Genomic DNA, 16,127 nt, shown 5'->3' on the forward strand with positions numbered 1-16,127 from the left:
CATGAGCAGAAAATTTTTATCATTTAGAACGAAAAACAAAAACCGACAGCATAAATTGCTATCGGTTGAGTATATTAAAATTAAAGGAGCTATCTGACCCATTCTGTTTTTAAATAGGTTAAACGCTCAATATTGGTCATATATTTTCCCACATCTTGGGTTTCGGGTTTATAAATATAGGGAATTTCCCCCAACAAAGGCGCATCAATTTTACTACACAGGGTATCAATCATTTCCACATAATGCCCCAAACATGGGTTAATCCGATTGGCAATCCAACCAATTAACGGTACACCGAGGTTCATCAGCGATTGCACCGTTAACAAGGTATGGTTAATGCACCCTTCTTTAATCCCTACCACCAATACCACAGGCATTTGATGTGTCACTACCCAATCGGCAAAGCTAAAATGCTTATTAATCGGTGACAACCAACCAAAACAACCTTCGACCACCACGGTTTGATAGCGTTGATTTAAGCGATCTAAATCTTGGTTAATTTTTTCCAGTTGGATTTGCTCCCCCTGATCCGTAAACAACGGCATGGTATGCCCAAAGGTATAACTATTAATATCTCGATAGCTCACCGCTTGCAAAGTGGTATTCATCAAGGTTAACACATCGGCATTATCTTCCAACCCATAATCACTCTCTTGTACGACCGAATCCCCGACGGCCTCATCATCTTGCGTACAAGCAATCGGTTTATAGCCCACTATTTCAATATTTTGCGCTTGTAACGCCTGAATAATTGCCCGTGTTGCCACGGTTTTTCCCACATTGGTGTCTGTACCTGTTACAAAAAAACTACTCATAACTACATCCTTTTCCGATAAAACGGAAACGATTGTAAGGCAACTTAGCTAAAGCGTTATTGCGCTAACGCAAGTTTTTGGCGGTTTTTACCGATTTTATTACAATTTATTGATCCAAAACAAATTTTAGCCCCGATTGACGCTTGCTTTTCCGCTGTACTGCCGCTTGCCACACCGCTTTACGACAAAATACCGTAAATTCTTTTTTTGCTCGAGTAATGGCTGTGTAAATCAATTCTTTGCTTAATACTGGCGTATTATTAGGCGGTAACACCAACAAGGTATGGTTAAATTCAGATCCCTGTGATTTATGTACCGTCATCACATAAGCTGGCTCATATTGCACAGGAATCCGATGGCGAGAAATCAAGCGGTATTTTCCTTGCTTATCCAAACTATCAAAACAGACCTGATTATTCCCCACATAAATGCCAATATCGCCATTAGCTAAATTCACATTACGATCATTTTGCGTAATCATTATCGGTTTACCCAAATACCAATCTCGTTCATTTTTAAAACTCACTAGCCCAGCTTGTTGTAAGGCATAGGCAATCCGCTGATTCAGTTTTTCCACGCCCAATTCACCGCCTCGTAAAGCCGTTAAAAAACGCACGGCATTAAATTTCTCAAATAAAACTTGATAATCTGAATCCTTTAATGGTGACGAATATTGCTGTAAATATGCTAAATAATCTCGATAATTTTGCACCGCACTTTGCACTACTGGCCGCACACAATCTTGCATAAAGGCTTTTTCTTCCGTTTCTATTGAGGATAAAAATTCCACCACATGTAGCTGGTCAGCCATTGCCTTTTGTTGGAATAACGCCCAACTTTTTTCACCACAAGTTGGCGCAATATTATTCACGACGGTGGCTAAATGGCCAATGCCCGAATGCTCATCAAAACGACGGCTGTCTGGCAAATAACATAGACAACTGGAAATCGGTGATAATGGCGTTTCACTGACGACTAATTTTTCCCCTGTCACCTCGGTTAAATAATCGGTAAAATCTTGATCGTAACAAGCGATATTTTTTTGTCGTTGCAGATCAAAATACAGCCCTAAAAATTCCCCTAGCTCGCCTAAAATTGCGCCTGCCTCAACGGAAGAAAGCTGATCCTTGTCGCCTAATAAAATCAATTTACAATGCGGCGCAAGAGCAGATCTCACTTTATTCATCAAAGATAAATCAATCATTGAGGCTTCATCAATAATTAACACATCATAAGGCAAGGGCTGTTGCGCATGATATTTTGTCTGCTCCGTAAAAGGTCGTACGCCCAGTAAGCTATGTAAGGTTTGTGCTGAGATTGGCATTTTTTCAAATAAGCCATCTTGCTTGAGCAAGCATTGCAGTTTCAGCGTTTCTTCAGTAGGCACTTTCGGATTAAATTCTGCCGAAATACTCTCACTTAATCGTGCAGCAGCCTTACCCGTGGGCGCAGCTAAACCAATTTTTAATTGGCCTTGATGTAATTGTTGCAGCACCGCCAATAAACGTGCCACCGTATAGGTTTTGCCTGTCCCTGGCCCGCCAGAAATGACACAAAAAGATTGTCGTAACGCCACCGCCACGGCGATTTTTTGCCAGTTTGTTTGAGATCCAACGTCGCCGAAATAACGTTGTAAACTCTGTTTAATTTTTGCAGTATCAAGATCTGCGGTATTTTTCACCGCACTTTTTATATAGTCGGCTAAACGATATTCATCTTGCCAAGTGCGATAAAAATACAACGCATTATGTTGTAGCACCAAAGGGGCAATCTTTTCTTTCGGGTTTAACGTAAAAGCCACATGATCTTGCAAGACTTCGGCCCATTGTGATAACGGCAAATGGTCAATTTTTTGCTTGATTTGAGCGATATAATCTACATGATGTTCATCTTTAACCGAACGCAAACCAAAATAATGGTGGGCTAAATCCTGATCTAAAAATAAACAAGTATTCCCTTGCGATAAGCTATGTTGGCAAAGTGCCGCCAATAAAATGGCTAATTGCTGTTGGGTGTCTGAATAGCCCAAACCTTGCTGTTTATCAGCAATCAATTTAGCAAAATAATAATCCGCTTGGCTAATATGTTGCTGTTGGCAAAGGGTAAATAATAAATTAAGCATGGAATAAGGCCTCCAATGTTGAAATTAAGTCTGCCTTTGGTCGATCAAAAAAGACACCAGAGGTGGTTTCGCCGTTCATTCCTCGTAAGAAAGTATAGATCACTCCGCCGAAATGGGTTTCATAATCATAATCCGGATCACGTAAACGCAAATAACGATTTAAGGCCAACACATAAAGCACATATTGCAGATCATAATGTTCTTGTTGCATGGTCTTAACTAACTGATCAGGTTGATAATCTTGCGGTGATTTACCCAATAAATTGGATTTATAATCCACAATATAGTATTTGCCTTGATGACGAAAAACCAAGTCAATAAAGCCACGTAACATGCCTTGAATTTCATCAAATTGCCATGGACTTTGCCAATATGGGTGATGTTTTTCTAACGCATGATTAAAAGCCTTAACATCAAAAGTGCGGTGCAAATTAAAATAGAATTGCCATTCTTTTAAGCAATCTTTAGACGGTAATTGAGCAAGTTGCAAACCATCTGCCAATAGCGGGGTATGCAATATTTGCGTGATCCATTGCGTAAAAGGCGCTTGCCAACTATCATCTAAACCTAAACGTTGGCGATATTTTTCCACTACTTCATCGGATAACGGCAAGTTAAAAGGTATTTTTTCTAATAATTCATGTAACAAGGTACCGACTTTTGCGCCATAAGGAAAATCAACCGGCGCTCTCTGTGACGGATAACCATGCCAATCCAAGCTGTGATTGCCCACTGAGCCTAACACAGCGGTATTTACCCACTGATCATTATCTTTCACGCCATCAAAAACCTGATGATTTTCCACCGCACTTTGTGCGAATATCGGTGACTTTCCCCCTGTTTTTTGTTGATGCCGTTGATGATTTTGTACTAACGCCGTAAAGCTCGATAACGTCCAATCCCGTTCGATCTCTTGCTCAAACACGGCGGCATTAAGCGGTTTGACAGTCGCTTGTTGCGTAGCTTGCTTTTCAGGTTCAGCCTCTCCATCCCCCTCATTTAAAATAGGCTGAAAAGTTAAGTTGTCTTCGCCCCATTTTTGTTGCAAATTCATTAATAACGTCTGGCTATCATCCTTGTTGTTCGGAGAGGGTTCTAACCCAATCTGCCCTTGCGTTAAGGCATACCAAATCGCAGTCCAGTCTGCCTGCAGACTCGTTGGCAAGGTGATATTGACCTGATATTTCGCTCGGGTCAATGCCACATAAAGCAAACGCATCTTTTCAGCCATGCTTTCTTGCACCGTTAATTCTGTATATTGCGACTGAATATCCCAATATTCCTGTTTATCCTGTTCGTCATGATAGGTACTGATCGTCGCAGATTTAAGGGTTGAAAAAGCAATAAACGGCAACCACACCAAGCCATATTCCAAGCCTTTGGATTTATGAATAGTGACGATTTTCACAAGCTGATTTTCACTTTCCAAACGTAGCGGTTGTTCATCATCTCGTTCTTGTTTATTTTGAATTTGTAAATCGAACCAACGCAATAAACTGGTTTCACTTTCTTGTGTCGCACTGGCTTGTTGTAAAAGTTCGCTTAAATGTAATAAATTGGTGACTCGCCGTTCCCCATTTGACATTGCTTTCATACGAGCCAAAATACTTGATTGTTGGCTATCCGTCTGCAACAACAGCGCATACAACATTGCCAACACGCCTTGATGACGCCAACGCTGTTGACAATATTCAAACCGTTCAACCCATTTTTCAAGCAAACTATCTTGTTGTTTAACCTGATTAATTTCATCCGCAGTCAACGCAAATAAACTGGTCGATAAGGCATTTAAAATCGCTCGGGTATTTTGTGGCGTTAGACAGGCTTGTAAAATTCGGCTCAACTCTACTGCCTCATCACTATCAAAGATATTACTGCGATCCGACAAATACACTGACGCAATGCCCCGTTTACGTAAACTTTGTTGAATTAATTCCGCCTCACGCCAATTTTCCACCAATACCGCAATATCATTATCTTGCACAGGTTTTGCCTCAAGGAGAGAGAGTACGCCTTTGGCAAAAACTGCGGTTCTTTTCTCCGCACTTTTTAACCATTGGGCAATGGTATTGGCACAGGTGTCTGCAAATAATTGCTTTATTTCGCTTTCCAACACGTTATTGTTGCCATCTCGCCGTTCTTCCCAATAAAAAGCGAAAGGCGCCTGTTTTTTGCCCTGAAACCAAAAATCGGCTTGCATTTTCCCCTCTCCAACAGGCTGAAAGCCAATCTCTTGATGTATAAAGGGATAAGGGAAATCAAACAAGTGATTAATGGCTGTAATTAACGCACCATTGGAACGGTAATTTTTGTCCAGAGTAAAACATTGTTGGGCTTGTTGACTGGCTTGTAAATAGGTAAAAATATCCGCACCACGGAATTTATAAATAGCCTGTTTCGGATCACCAATCATAATAAAACCACAATCTGCTTGGTGTTGATAAATTTTAGAAAAAATTTGATATTGTTGGTTATCGGTATCCTGAAATTCATCAATCATGGCAAAAGGATATTGTTGACGAATACGTTGGGCTAATTCCTCTCCTTGTTCAGACAACAACGCATCACGCAACAGACGCAATAAATCGTTAAAACTTTTATCGGCATGATCCAATTTATAGGCAATCATTTTTTGGTTTAACGCTTGCATATAGTGATACAACACAATACGTTGATACAATGCAAAGTCAATTTGATTGATATCATCAATTTGAGCAAACAGCGGGTGAGATAAGGGTTCCGCCCCCTCCTCTACGTAAAGCGTATTTAAATTGGCTTGCGAGAAATATTTCACGCAATCTGGAAAATCAAACTGATAGGCCGCCTTTGCCCAACATTCCATTTGCTTTAACCAATTTGGCACCAAATTCGACTTAAAATTGGTACGTTTTAACCGTTTTTTCTCACCTTTACCATATTTTTTGGCTAACTCATTCTCAATTAATTGACGAATTTCCACCGCACTTTGTTGCCATTGCTGTTTTAAGCGTTGAATTTGTTGCAAGCCTTGCTGTACATATTGTTGTAAGAAGTCAGCCAAGGAATACGCCAATAACTGCGGTGCATTTATCTTCACTTTTAAAGATTCGCCATTCACATAGGATTTAATCTGCTCTAATACTTGGGTTGGGGAAGCTAATTTACGATGAATAAAATCGGTACATTCATAAGAAAGCGAATAAAAATGCTCACGCCAACATTCTGTGGCAAAACGTTTCAATAACAGGGTTTCATCTTTCACCAAGTCCAATTCAAAATGAATACCAGAATGAAAAGCATATTGCATTAACATACGGCGACAAAAACCATGAATCGTATAAATCGAGGCTAAATCCATATTTTGTTCGGCTAAACGCAAGCGTTGGATGGCAAGATCCATATCCTCAATATAGTCAACCACTTCCGCTAACGCTTGGTTATCCTTAAATACGGCTTTATCCTGCGTGATTTGATAGGCCATTAGCTGTTTTCTGGATAAGTGAATTCGCTGACGAATACGTTCTTTTAATTCTTGCGTCGAGGCTTCAGTAAAAGTCACAACTAAGATTTCTTCCACTGACAATGGACGAGAAAAATTATGTTCACCCACTTGCAATAGCAAACGAATATACAAGCTCGCCATGGTATAGGTCTTGCCGGTTCCGGCAGAGGCCTCAATCAGCGTGGTTTGGGTTAAAGGGGTGGATTTAAGGGTAAGTGCGGTGGTATTTAGCATGTTTTTTCCCAAAATAAAAGGCTAACTACTGTTAGCCTAGTTATATCATAAAATCAATCATTATACTAGTTGGGGGGGCATTGGCATTTTCCAAACCAGCCCTAATTTTACTGTCGAAAATATCATAATCCACTAAAAACGCATCATGCCCGTAATCCGAGGCAAATTCAAAATATTGCAAATTTACCTGTGCTTGCTCCAACAAGGTTTTACTCTTGCGCAAGTCATTAATTTTAAACAGCTGATCATTGGTCACTGCCACTAAGGTATAACGAGCCTTAATCCGTGCTAAGGCTGTTTTTATATTATCAAACCCTAGCGCAGGATCATACAAATCTAACGCTCGCAATAAATGCAAATAACTATTGGCGTCAAAGCGCTCAAGGAATTTTTTCCCTTGATAAGTCAAATAGCTTTCCACCTGAAACCAATCGCCCCAATACTGCCCCTCGGCTTTGGTCGCACGTCCAAAGGCTTTGGCTAACTGTACATCGGTACGATACGTCAACATGCCCAACATCCGAGCAATGGCCAATCCTTTTGCGGGAGGTTCGCCCTCATAATAATCGCCACGATTAAAATGGGGATCGTTCAAAATGGCTTGTCGCATCACATGGTTAAACCCTATTGCCTCCGCACTAAAGGTTAAAGACGAACAAAGATTAACCACATTGTCTACAAAATCAGGGTAATACACCGCCCATTGCGTAGCTTGCATACCGCCAAAAGATCCACCAACCACCGCATGTAAATGCGTAATCCCGAGATAATCAAGTAAGGCTTTTTGTACTCGCACAATGTCTTGTACAATCACATTGGGAAATTGACTCCCGTAAGGTTTACCCGTTTTAGGATTAATTGACGCAGGTCCCGTTGTACCTTTACAACCGCCTAATACGTTGGAACAAATAAAGAAATATTTCTCTGTATCAAAGGCCAACCCTTTCCCCATAAAACTCTGCCACCACCCTGTGGCATGGGGTTCCGTAGAATAGGGTTCCGCATCTCCGGTTAAGGCATGACATAATAAAATCGCATTACTCTTATCGGCATTTAATTTACCGTAAGTTTGGTAAGCAACTTCAATATGATCAAGTTTCCCCCCCAGCACAAGATCTAGCGGAGTTTGCTCAAATAGGGTAATTTTTTGTACTGCCATTGATGATCCTATTTTTAGGGGATAAGTAATTGTATGATGCAGATAAACTACCGATTATGGAAGGGATTGTCAAGAAGTTTTAGACGTTTAGATGGCTAAAATATATCAATACCAAATCTACTAAAATATAATCCGTTAACCACGCCATAACGTTTAAGAAATACGTAAAAATATGTCTCGTTATTGTTAATTTCTGTTTTTATTATAAAATTGCGTTATCAAACAGCACATAAAAAAGATTCCCCATAGCTTTCAATCTTAAAATTCGTCATTATCTTCTTCAAAATCTTCTGCCATGATTATCCTGTAACAATAATTTAAAAACAGGTATTAGATCTGCAAAAATTCCCCAACAGTATGAAAGGATCCAAACACCAAAACCACATCATTTTTCACCGCACTTTGCACCGCCGTTTTTACCCCGAGGGCAACTGAATTTTCAGTTTGAACGCTCACTGAAATTCCTTTCTTCTCTGCCACGGATTGCAATTTTTCAGCTAACTGTTCGCCCGTTTGCCCACGGTAACCTGATAGCGTCACACAATGCCAATTATCAATAACAGATAACAACGGAGAAAGCACATTTTCCGCATCTTTATCCTGTAAGATCCCGCAAACTGCGGTGATTTTTCCGCTGATTTTTTGTTTAAGTTGAGCTAATTTTTCGGCTAAATAACGAGCGGCATGGGGATTGTGTCCGACATCAATGATAATCTGCGGTAAATCAGCAATCTTTTTCTGACAAAATTGTGCCACGGCGGTTAAATTTTCAGGTTTAATGGTTTGAAAACGCCCAACTAATTCCACTTCCGCTAAAGATTGACGAATAATATTTTCAGAAATCGCAAACGGCAAGGCTTGCACGGCCGCTAAAGCTGTCGCTGCATTAGGCAATGGAATTTGGCATAGTGGTAAATTTTCTAAGCGCAATGTAGAAGTGAACCACATCCAACTCTGCCCTGTTTGCTCAAATTGCCAATCTTGATTACGACAAGAAAGCGAACAATGTAATGATTTTGCATGATCGGTCATCGTATCAGGAATATGAGGTTCACCAATAATCACGGGGTGATTAGCTCGAAAAATGCCCGCCTTTTCAAAGGCAATCTTTTCTCTGGTATCGCCTAAAAAATCCACGTGATCAATATCGATACTGGTAATCACCGCCATATCGGCGTCCACAATATTGGTGGCATCTAATCGACCACCTAAACCTACTTCTAAAATGACTACATCAAGATTAGCTTGCTTAAATAAATGCAAGGCCGACAGGGTGCTAAATTCAAAATAGGTCAGCGATTGGGTTTTATTTTGATTAATAAAATCAAAGGATTGAATATGCTTTTGATCCGCCACATCTTGATTATTTATGCGTACCCGTTCATTATAACGAATTAAATGTGGCGAAGAATACACGCCAACCTTATAACCCGCATTCAGCAAAATGGTTTCCAACAAACGGCAAGTTGTACCTTTGCCATTGGTGCCACCGACCGTGATCACATAAGGTGCTGGGCATAATAAATTCAATTTTTCCGCCACGGATTTTATGCGTTCCAAGCCAAGTTCAATGGCTTTAAAATGGCTGTTTTCTAAATAATAAAGCCACTCGTCAAGGCTAGATTGTAGCGTTGGCGACGTGGCTTTTAAACTATCTGACATAAATCAAATGATCCTATTTGATATCTGTTTCAACTGTTTCTTCGTTATGTTCAAGTAATTCAGGCTCAATAAATGGTGACGGCAAGCCCATTAATTGACTTAAAATATTCGCCAATTTTTCACGCATTTCTGAACGTTTGACGATCATATCAATGGCACCATGCTCTAATAAAAATTCCGCACGTTGGAATCCCTCTGGCAATTTTTCACGCACGGTTTGCTCAATAACTCGAGGACCTGCAAAGCCAATTAAGGCTTTTGGTTCGGCAATATTTAAATCACCTAACATGGCGAAACTGGCTGATACACCACCTAAAGTTGGGTCAGTCAATACCGAAATAAACGGCACACCTTTTTCTTTCATTTTGGCCAATACTGCACTGGTTTTTGCCATTTGCATCAGGGATAACAAGGCTTCTTGCATTCTCGCACCGCCACTGGCAGAGAAACAGACAAACGGACAATTTTTCTCAAGCGCTTGTTCCGCTGCTTTCACGAATTTTGCTCCCACAACCGATCCCATTGAACCGCCCATAAAGCTAAAATTGGAGGCTGCAGCCACAATAGGCATACCGTAAAGGGTGCCTGAAACCGTAATTAAGGCATCTTTTTCGCCGGTTTCTTTTTGTGCGGCAGTAATACGGTCTTTATATTTTTTCAAGTCTTTGAATTTTAGAATATCTTGCGGTTCAAGTTCTGCTGCAATTTCCACAATGCTATCTTTATCCAATAAGGCAGCCAACCGTTCACGGGCATCAATTCGCATGTGATGACCACATTTTGGACACACCTCTAAATGACGTTTTAACTCGTCACGATACAGCACCTGTTCGCACGAGGTACATTTTGTCCATACGCCCTCCGGTACATTCGCTTTTTTGCTTGATGAAGATGATGGTGATTTACTAAAAATTTTATCAATCCAGCTCATTATTTAACCTTAGTTTTGTTAAACGGAAATTTTTGCTATTTAACCACAAAATTTGCTTTTTTTGTAGGTTTTTCTGTAATAAATCGGCAAATCTGATCTGTATATCACTTGCCGTCAGCAGAACAAAATTTTTATTGTACGATTTTTTCCTATAACTAAAATTTTTCCTTATGGATAAAATCATAAAAATCTAATTTTAACTAGTGTTTTTTGATTGTAACAAATTGTGCAAAAAAAAAACAATGATAGAATATATTCCGTTCAAATCGAACAACAATCACTATTTTAAGGATAACATAATGAAAAAACTCAACACCCTACTCGCAGTAAGTTTACTTACCGCTTTTAGCTTAAATGCGTATGCCGAAAAAACCTTTTATGATTATAGAACAATGACAGTATCAGATCTTGAACTGGGTATCAAAAATAATACCATCACTAAAGAGGAAATTTTTCAATCTATTGATAACCAATATCCTATGGGCTATTTTTTAATTGATGTTTATAAAAGAATGATGGGGAGCGTTGTAGATGATTTAAAAAACAGTACAAAAAAAGACATCTGTTTAGAGCCTAAATATGCCTCCTTAACGAAAAATCCGATAATTATCACGGGAAAAAGTACAAGTGAAGCACAAGAAGAAATGAGTGCCTATATGAATATACTTGCAAACGCAAAACAGCTCGATAAAGAATATATGAATAAATTTGGATGTACGAGAATGACATGGGATCTTCAAATCTCAATGTTAGAAGCGGAGCTCGCTCAACAAGGACGTATTAAAGATACGCCTGCTTTAAAAGGCGTTAGAAAAGCAATGGGAATGGAATAAAATTGTCATTCAAAACTTCAGGGGGAAATTATTTCCCCCTTTTTTCTTTAATCCCCCAAAAACAACGGCCCTAACGGCGTTTTCGGCAAATCAAACCGCTCGGGATATTGCACATTCACCAAATACAAGCCATCAGGTTTTGCCGTTGGAGCTGCCAAACTGCGGTCTTTTTTGGCTAAGATTTCTGTGATCCATTCAATCGGTTCTCGTCCACAACCGACTTCTATCAGACTGCCGACAATGTTACGCACCATATGATGCACAAAGGCGTTAGCTTGAATATCCACCACAATATAATCACCTAAACGGTCGACTTTCAAATGATGCACATTTCGCCACGGCGTTTTAGATTGGCATTGAGCAGCACGGAAACTGGTAAAATCATTTTCGCCGAGTAATGCCTGCCCTGCTCGTTGCATTTTTTCCGTATCTAAGTCTAAATGGGTATGGGTTACGCCATAAGGCAAAATGGCGGGGCGTAATTTATTACTGTATAAAATGTAACGATAACGCCGTGCTGTTGCCGAAAAACGAGCATGAAAATCATCAGGCACGATTTTCGCCCATTTCACCGCAATATCATCAGGCAAATTGGCATTGGTACCAAACGCCCAGGCTTTTTCAGGGCGAATCACATCAGTTTCAAAATGCACCACTTGCCCTGTGCCATGCACGCCGCTGTCAGTGCGACCTGCACAAAATATATCAATAGGAACGTTGGCGACAAAAGACAAGGCTTTTTCTAATTCGGCTTGCACGCTCGCCACGCCTTGTTGTCGTTGCCAACCGAAATAATTTTTGCCGTTGTATTCAATACCTAAGGCGATTTTCATCAAAACGTCTCCTTTTTACACCGCACTTTTCACTTGAATATGCACTGTGATTTCTTCTCGGTCGTGATATAAATGTTTGGCTTTCAGGCGAAATTTGATACCGTGGCTATCCAGTTTATCTGCCAACTGTTGCAGACATTGTTGCACTTCTTGATAACGTTTTTTCATGGGTAATTTCAAGTTAAAAATGGTTTCCCGACACCAACCGTTCAGCAACCATTTAGCGATTAAATCGGCAATGCGACTCGGTTTTTCCACCATATCACACACCAACCAATCAATTTTTTTACGTTTCGGTGGTTGAAATTTAAAGCCATCTTCGGGGCAATGTTCAATTCGCCCTGTGTCATGCAAACTGGCTGCCATTTTGCCGTGATCTACGGCATACACAAACAAGCCACGACGCACTAATTGGTATGTCCAACCACCGGGGCAAGCCCCGAGATCCACGCCAATCATGTTGTCATTTAGGCGTTTCGGTTCATCTTCTTTAGGGATAAACGTTAAAATCGCATCCTCTAATTTTAGGGTAGAACGACTTGGGGCGTCCGCAGGGAATTTTAGCCGTGGAATCCCCATAAAATGGGCGGAATGATTGTTGTTATAGGAATAGCCCACATAACAAGCATTATTGGCGACAAACAAACAATGCAAAGTTACGCCGCTTTTTTTAATTTCTTTAAAGCCTAATCCGCCCTGTTTTTTCAAGGCTTGGCGGAGTGGTACGGTGAATTTTTTACAAAAGCCTGATAGTTCTTTGGCCTCATTGGTATCGGCGGTTTCGACCCAAATTTCGGTACTTTGTTTTAGATTAAACTGCGGTGAAAATTCAACGAATTTTTCCACAATCGGGCTAATGCGATCGGCGAGATCAAGATCGATCAATAAATCCGATACCACCAGCATTTGTCGAGCGAAAATCAGTTGATTAAACGGCATTTCTCGAGCAAGGCGATCCGCCTCACCAGTTTGATAACATTCAAAAATCACATAACCGCTGTTTTCCTGTACTCGAGCAAAACCGAACACGCCAAGGGCAGTAGCTTTATCGGTAATTTCAGCGGCGACTTCTTTTTCAAAGCCAATGCGGCAATATAGGGCGAGTTTATTCAAAATATTCCCCTATTTTTTGGCTAAATTGGAACGAACGGATACCACGAATAAAGTGATCCAACCGAGCAAAAAGGCGACACCGCCAACAGGAACAAGCATAACGATCACTCTTGTGTTACAAATAGCCATGGTATAAAGGGAACCGCTAAATAACAGTATGCCGGCTACCCATGAAAATCCCATGATATTCACCGCAGTTTGGCGGCATTTAGGCGTATTTTGTGACGTTGTCGCAGAAATAAAAAAGCCTAACGCCAACAAAACAAGCGTATGAAAAACATGGTATTTCCACGCTGTATCAAACCAACTTATTTGTTGTTCAGAAAAATTGGCTTGTAAGGCATGCGAAACAAAAGCCCCGAGAGCAACACAAAGTAATCCGCTGAAAGCGGCTAAAGATAAAAAACGATTTCCCATTATTTTTCCTTATTAATATCGGGTTGATTAATTTCTTGTATGATCCAATCTCGAAAGGCTTGGATGGTTTTTTCATTATTTCTAACCTGATTATTCACCACATAAAAAGATTTAGGATCAGGTAATTTCATTGGCAACACAATTTGCAAATTACCCTGATTAATTTCCTGTTGTGCCAACATCTGATTGGCTAAAATCAAGCCCTGACCATATAAAGCCGTTTGCAACGCCATTAAGGTATGGCTAAACACCACGCCATCTTGCACATTCGGCAATTCCACGCCCAAAGCATGGGCCATCATTTGCCAGTTTTCATGGTGATGAATGTGAATCAGTTTATGTTGCTGTAAATCGACGGCAGAATGAATCGGCTTGTCTTGCAACAATTTAGGCGAGGCCAACATCACCAAATCGGCTTTCGCCAATAATGCCACCTGTAAATTTTCCCAATTTCCGTAACCATAATAAATGGCCACATCAATGTCTTTATTTAAAATGCCCTCATCTTGTTCAGCCGCACGAATCCGTACGTCAATATCTGGATAGCGTTGATTAAAATGGATTAATCTAGGTACAAGCCATTGAATAGCAAAGGTTTGTGGCACACTAATTGTCAAGGTCGATTTATTTTGTGAGCAAATTTTTTCTGTTACACTGGCCAGTTTTTGTAAGATTGGTGAAATTTCACCATAATACCATTTTCCCTTTTCCGTTAATTCTAATAACCGATTTTTACGCACAAAAAGCTCCAGCCCCAAAAAATCTTCCAATAATTTAATTTGGTGGCTCACCGCTGCTTGCGTAACAAAAAGTTCTTCTGCCGCTTTGGTAAAACTCAAATGCTTGGCAGAACTTTCAAAGGCTTTCAACGAATTTAAGGGCGGTAAACGTTTCCCCATAATATTTTCCTAATGTTATGTTGTAGGATTAGTTTTTTTTATTCGACAGATAAATTTTTCTTGGTTGTCTGGTCGAGCCAGTGACATTATACTACACTCATACTTAATGATGAGTAATTCTTTCATTAATTATGTTGTGTTTGCATATTGTTCGGGAAACCGAACATAACTTCCTGTATATTTTGCCCTAAATTTGGGGTGATAACACCGTACTTTGCAAGTGCGGTGTTTTTTTATCATACAATTTTACCACTAGCCCGCCGAAAATCTCAAATAATAGTTTTCAATCCTCGTATTATGATGTAGATTTAGAAAACTCTCTTTTTCAAATTCAATTAAGGATAAATTATGAAAGATCTTGACTGGAATAATCTCGGATTTAGTTATATCAAAACAGACTATCGTTACATTGCCTATTGGAAAAATGGCGAATGGCAAAAAGGCGAATTAGTGACAGATAATGTGCTACATATTAGCGAAGGTTCCACGGCACTGCACTACGGACAACAATGTTTTGAAGGTTTAAAAGCCTACCGCTGTAAAGACGGTTCAATTAATCTATTCCGTCCTGATGAAAATGCCAAACGTATGCAACGTAGCTGTCAACGTTTGTTAATGCCAGAAGTGCCTGTTGACATGTTTGTAGAGGCTTGTAAGCAGGTCGTAAAAGCCAATGAAGAATGGGTTGGCCCTTACGGTTCAGGTGCCACATTATATTTGCGTCCATTTTTAATCGGTGTCGGGGATAATGTCGGCGTTAGCCCTGCACCAGAATATATTTTTTCGATCTTTGTTTGCCCGGTGGGGGCTTATTTTAAAGGCGGATTAAAACCGACCAATTTTATGGTATCAGATTATGACCGTGCGGCCCCACAAGGCACAGGTGCTGCTAAAGTCGGTGGCAATTATGCAGCGAGCCTTTATCCAGGTAAAAAAGCGAAAGCCTTGGGTTATGCCGACTGTATCTATTTAGACCCCACCACACACACCAAAATTGAAGAAGTAGGATCCGCCAATTTCTTTGGGATTACCAAGGATAATAAATTTATCACCCCAATTTCACCGTCTATTTTGCCAAGTATTACCAAATACTCACTACTCTATTTAGCCAAAGAACGCTTTGGCATGGAGGCGATTGAGGGTGATATTTATATTAACGAACTGGATCAATTTGCTGAAGCCGGTGCTTGTGGCACAGCCGCCGTGATTACCCCAATCGGTGGCATTTTAAATGGCGACGATTTCCATGTTTTCTATTCTGAAACCGAAGTGGGGCCAAAAACACGTGCGCTTTATGAAGAATTAGTGGGAATTCAATTTGGTGATAAACCTGCGCCTGACGGTTGGGTTGTTAAGGTAGAATAAAAATCACTTGATTTTAATCCTGTTAATGATTAAGATCGGAGCCATCGGGGGAAATCTCTCACAATATTCCCCCTTTGGATTATCTTTTATTAATAAGCATAATTGCTAATAATGAGTAAGATAATTAGGATGATGATTCTGATACACATATCCTAACTCCTTTTTTAGAATCCCCACGTTCTACAAGGTGGGGTTTCTTGTTTCTAGCGAACGCCAGAAATAGCATTATAACAAACTGTTTATAAATCCACTATAAATATTTT

Annotated in this window: 12 protein-coding genes; 2 read left to right on the top strand and 10 right to left on the bottom strand. The window is 40.1% G+C overall.

Features of this window, described 5'->3' with window-relative positions; all coding sequences use genetic code 11:
• Nucleotides 1-89: 89 nt before the first annotated feature.
• The 6 genes from bioD to accD all read right to left on the bottom strand — a co-directional run bounded on the left by bioD (nucleotide 90) and on the right by accD (nucleotide 10,404).
• On the bottom strand, nucleotides 90-815 hold the full coding sequence (bioD, locus tag ACTG7Q_RS05335; protein WP_439241644.1) for a dethiobiotin synthase: 726 nt from the start codon (nucleotides 813-815) through the stop codon (nucleotides 90-92).
• A gap of 106 nt (nucleotides 816-921) precedes the next feature.
• Entirely contained in the window at nucleotides 922-2,937 is a 2,016-nt protein-coding gene (recD, locus tag ACTG7Q_RS05340; RefSeq protein ID WP_439241646.1) for an exodeoxyribonuclease V subunit alpha, read from the bottom strand.
• Nucleotides 2,930-6,652 carry an exodeoxyribonuclease V subunit beta gene (recB, locus tag ACTG7Q_RS05345; protein WP_439241648.1) on the bottom strand — a complete coding sequence of 1,241 codons (3,723 nt, stop codon included), beginning with the start codon at nucleotides 6,650-6,652 and terminating at the stop codon, nucleotides 2,930-2,932. The genes recD and recB overlap by 8 nt, the downstream gene beginning before the upstream one ends.
• A 40-nt stretch (nucleotides 6,653-6,692) precedes the next feature.
• Nucleotides 6,693-7,811: a homoserine O-acetyltransferase MetX gene (metX, locus tag ACTG7Q_RS05350; protein ID WP_439241650.1), complete on the bottom strand. Its 1,119-nt coding sequence runs from the start codon at nucleotides 7,809-7,811 to the stop codon at nucleotides 6,693-6,695.
• Between the two features lie 330 nt (nucleotides 7,812-8,141).
• Complete coding sequence (gene folC, locus ACTG7Q_RS05355) at nucleotides 8,142-9,473, bottom strand: bifunctional tetrahydrofolate synthase/dihydrofolate synthase (RefSeq protein WP_439241652.1); 1,332 nt, start codon at nucleotides 9,471-9,473, stop codon at nucleotides 8,142-8,144.
• Nucleotides 9,474-9,486: 13 nt separating this feature from the next.
• Nucleotides 9,487-10,404 (bottom strand): acetyl-CoA carboxylase, carboxyltransferase subunit beta, encoded by a 918-nt coding sequence (gene accD, locus ACTG7Q_RS05360; protein WP_439241654.1) that lies wholly within the window; start codon nucleotides 10,402-10,404, stop codon nucleotides 9,487-9,489.
• A gap of 299 nt (nucleotides 10,405-10,703) precedes the next feature.
• On the opposite strand from accD, the gene ACTG7Q_RS05365 reads away from it, so the two are divergent.
• Nucleotides 10,704-11,237, top strand: a complete 534-nt coding sequence (locus ACTG7Q_RS05365) for a hypothetical protein (protein WP_439241656.1) — start codon at nucleotides 10,704-10,706, stop codon at nucleotides 11,235-11,237.
• Nucleotides 11,238-11,284: 47 nt separating this feature from the next.
• Here ACTG7Q_RS05365 and truA read toward each other — a convergent pair whose 3' ends face one another.
• Genes truA through ACTG7Q_RS05385 form a run of 4 tightly spaced genes read right to left on the bottom strand, consistent with a single transcriptional unit; the run spans nucleotide 11,285 to nucleotide 14,499 of the window.
• Nucleotides 11,285-12,070, bottom strand: a complete 786-nt coding sequence (truA, locus tag ACTG7Q_RS05370) for a tRNA pseudouridine(38-40) synthase TruA (protein WP_439241658.1) — start codon at nucleotides 12,068-12,070, stop codon at nucleotides 11,285-11,287.
• 15 nt (nucleotides 12,071-12,085) lie between these two features.
• Nucleotides 12,086-13,183, bottom strand: a complete 1,098-nt coding sequence (rlmM, locus tag ACTG7Q_RS05375) for a 23S rRNA (cytidine(2498)-2'-O)-methyltransferase RlmM (protein ID WP_439241660.1) — start codon at nucleotides 13,181-13,183, stop codon at nucleotides 12,086-12,088.
• A gap of 9 nt (nucleotides 13,184-13,192) precedes the next feature.
• On the bottom strand, nucleotides 13,193-13,600 hold the full coding sequence (locus tag ACTG7Q_RS05380; protein ID WP_439241662.1) for a DUF423 domain-containing protein: 408 nt from the start codon (nucleotides 13,598-13,600) through the stop codon (nucleotides 13,193-13,195).
• Nucleotides 13,600-14,499: a transcriptional regulator GcvA gene (locus ACTG7Q_RS05385; RefSeq protein WP_439241664.1), complete on the bottom strand. Its 900-nt coding sequence runs from the start codon at nucleotides 14,497-14,499 to the stop codon at nucleotides 13,600-13,602. Before ACTG7Q_RS05385 ends, ACTG7Q_RS05380 begins: the two co-directional genes overlap by 1 nt.
• A 345-nt stretch (nucleotides 14,500-14,844) precedes the next feature.
• Between ACTG7Q_RS05385 and ACTG7Q_RS05390 the strand changes: the two genes are divergently transcribed.
• Nucleotides 14,845-15,864: a branched-chain amino acid aminotransferase gene (locus ACTG7Q_RS05390; RefSeq protein WP_439241938.1), complete on the top strand. Its 1,020-nt coding sequence runs from the start codon at nucleotides 14,845-14,847 to the stop codon at nucleotides 15,862-15,864.
• The last annotated feature ends 263 nt before the right edge of the window (nucleotides 15,865-16,127 follow it).

It is taken from the genome of Lonepinella sp. BR2474 (assembly GCF_051851555.1).
GTDB lineage: Bacteria > Pseudomonadota > Gammaproteobacteria > Enterobacterales > Pasteurellaceae > Lonepinella.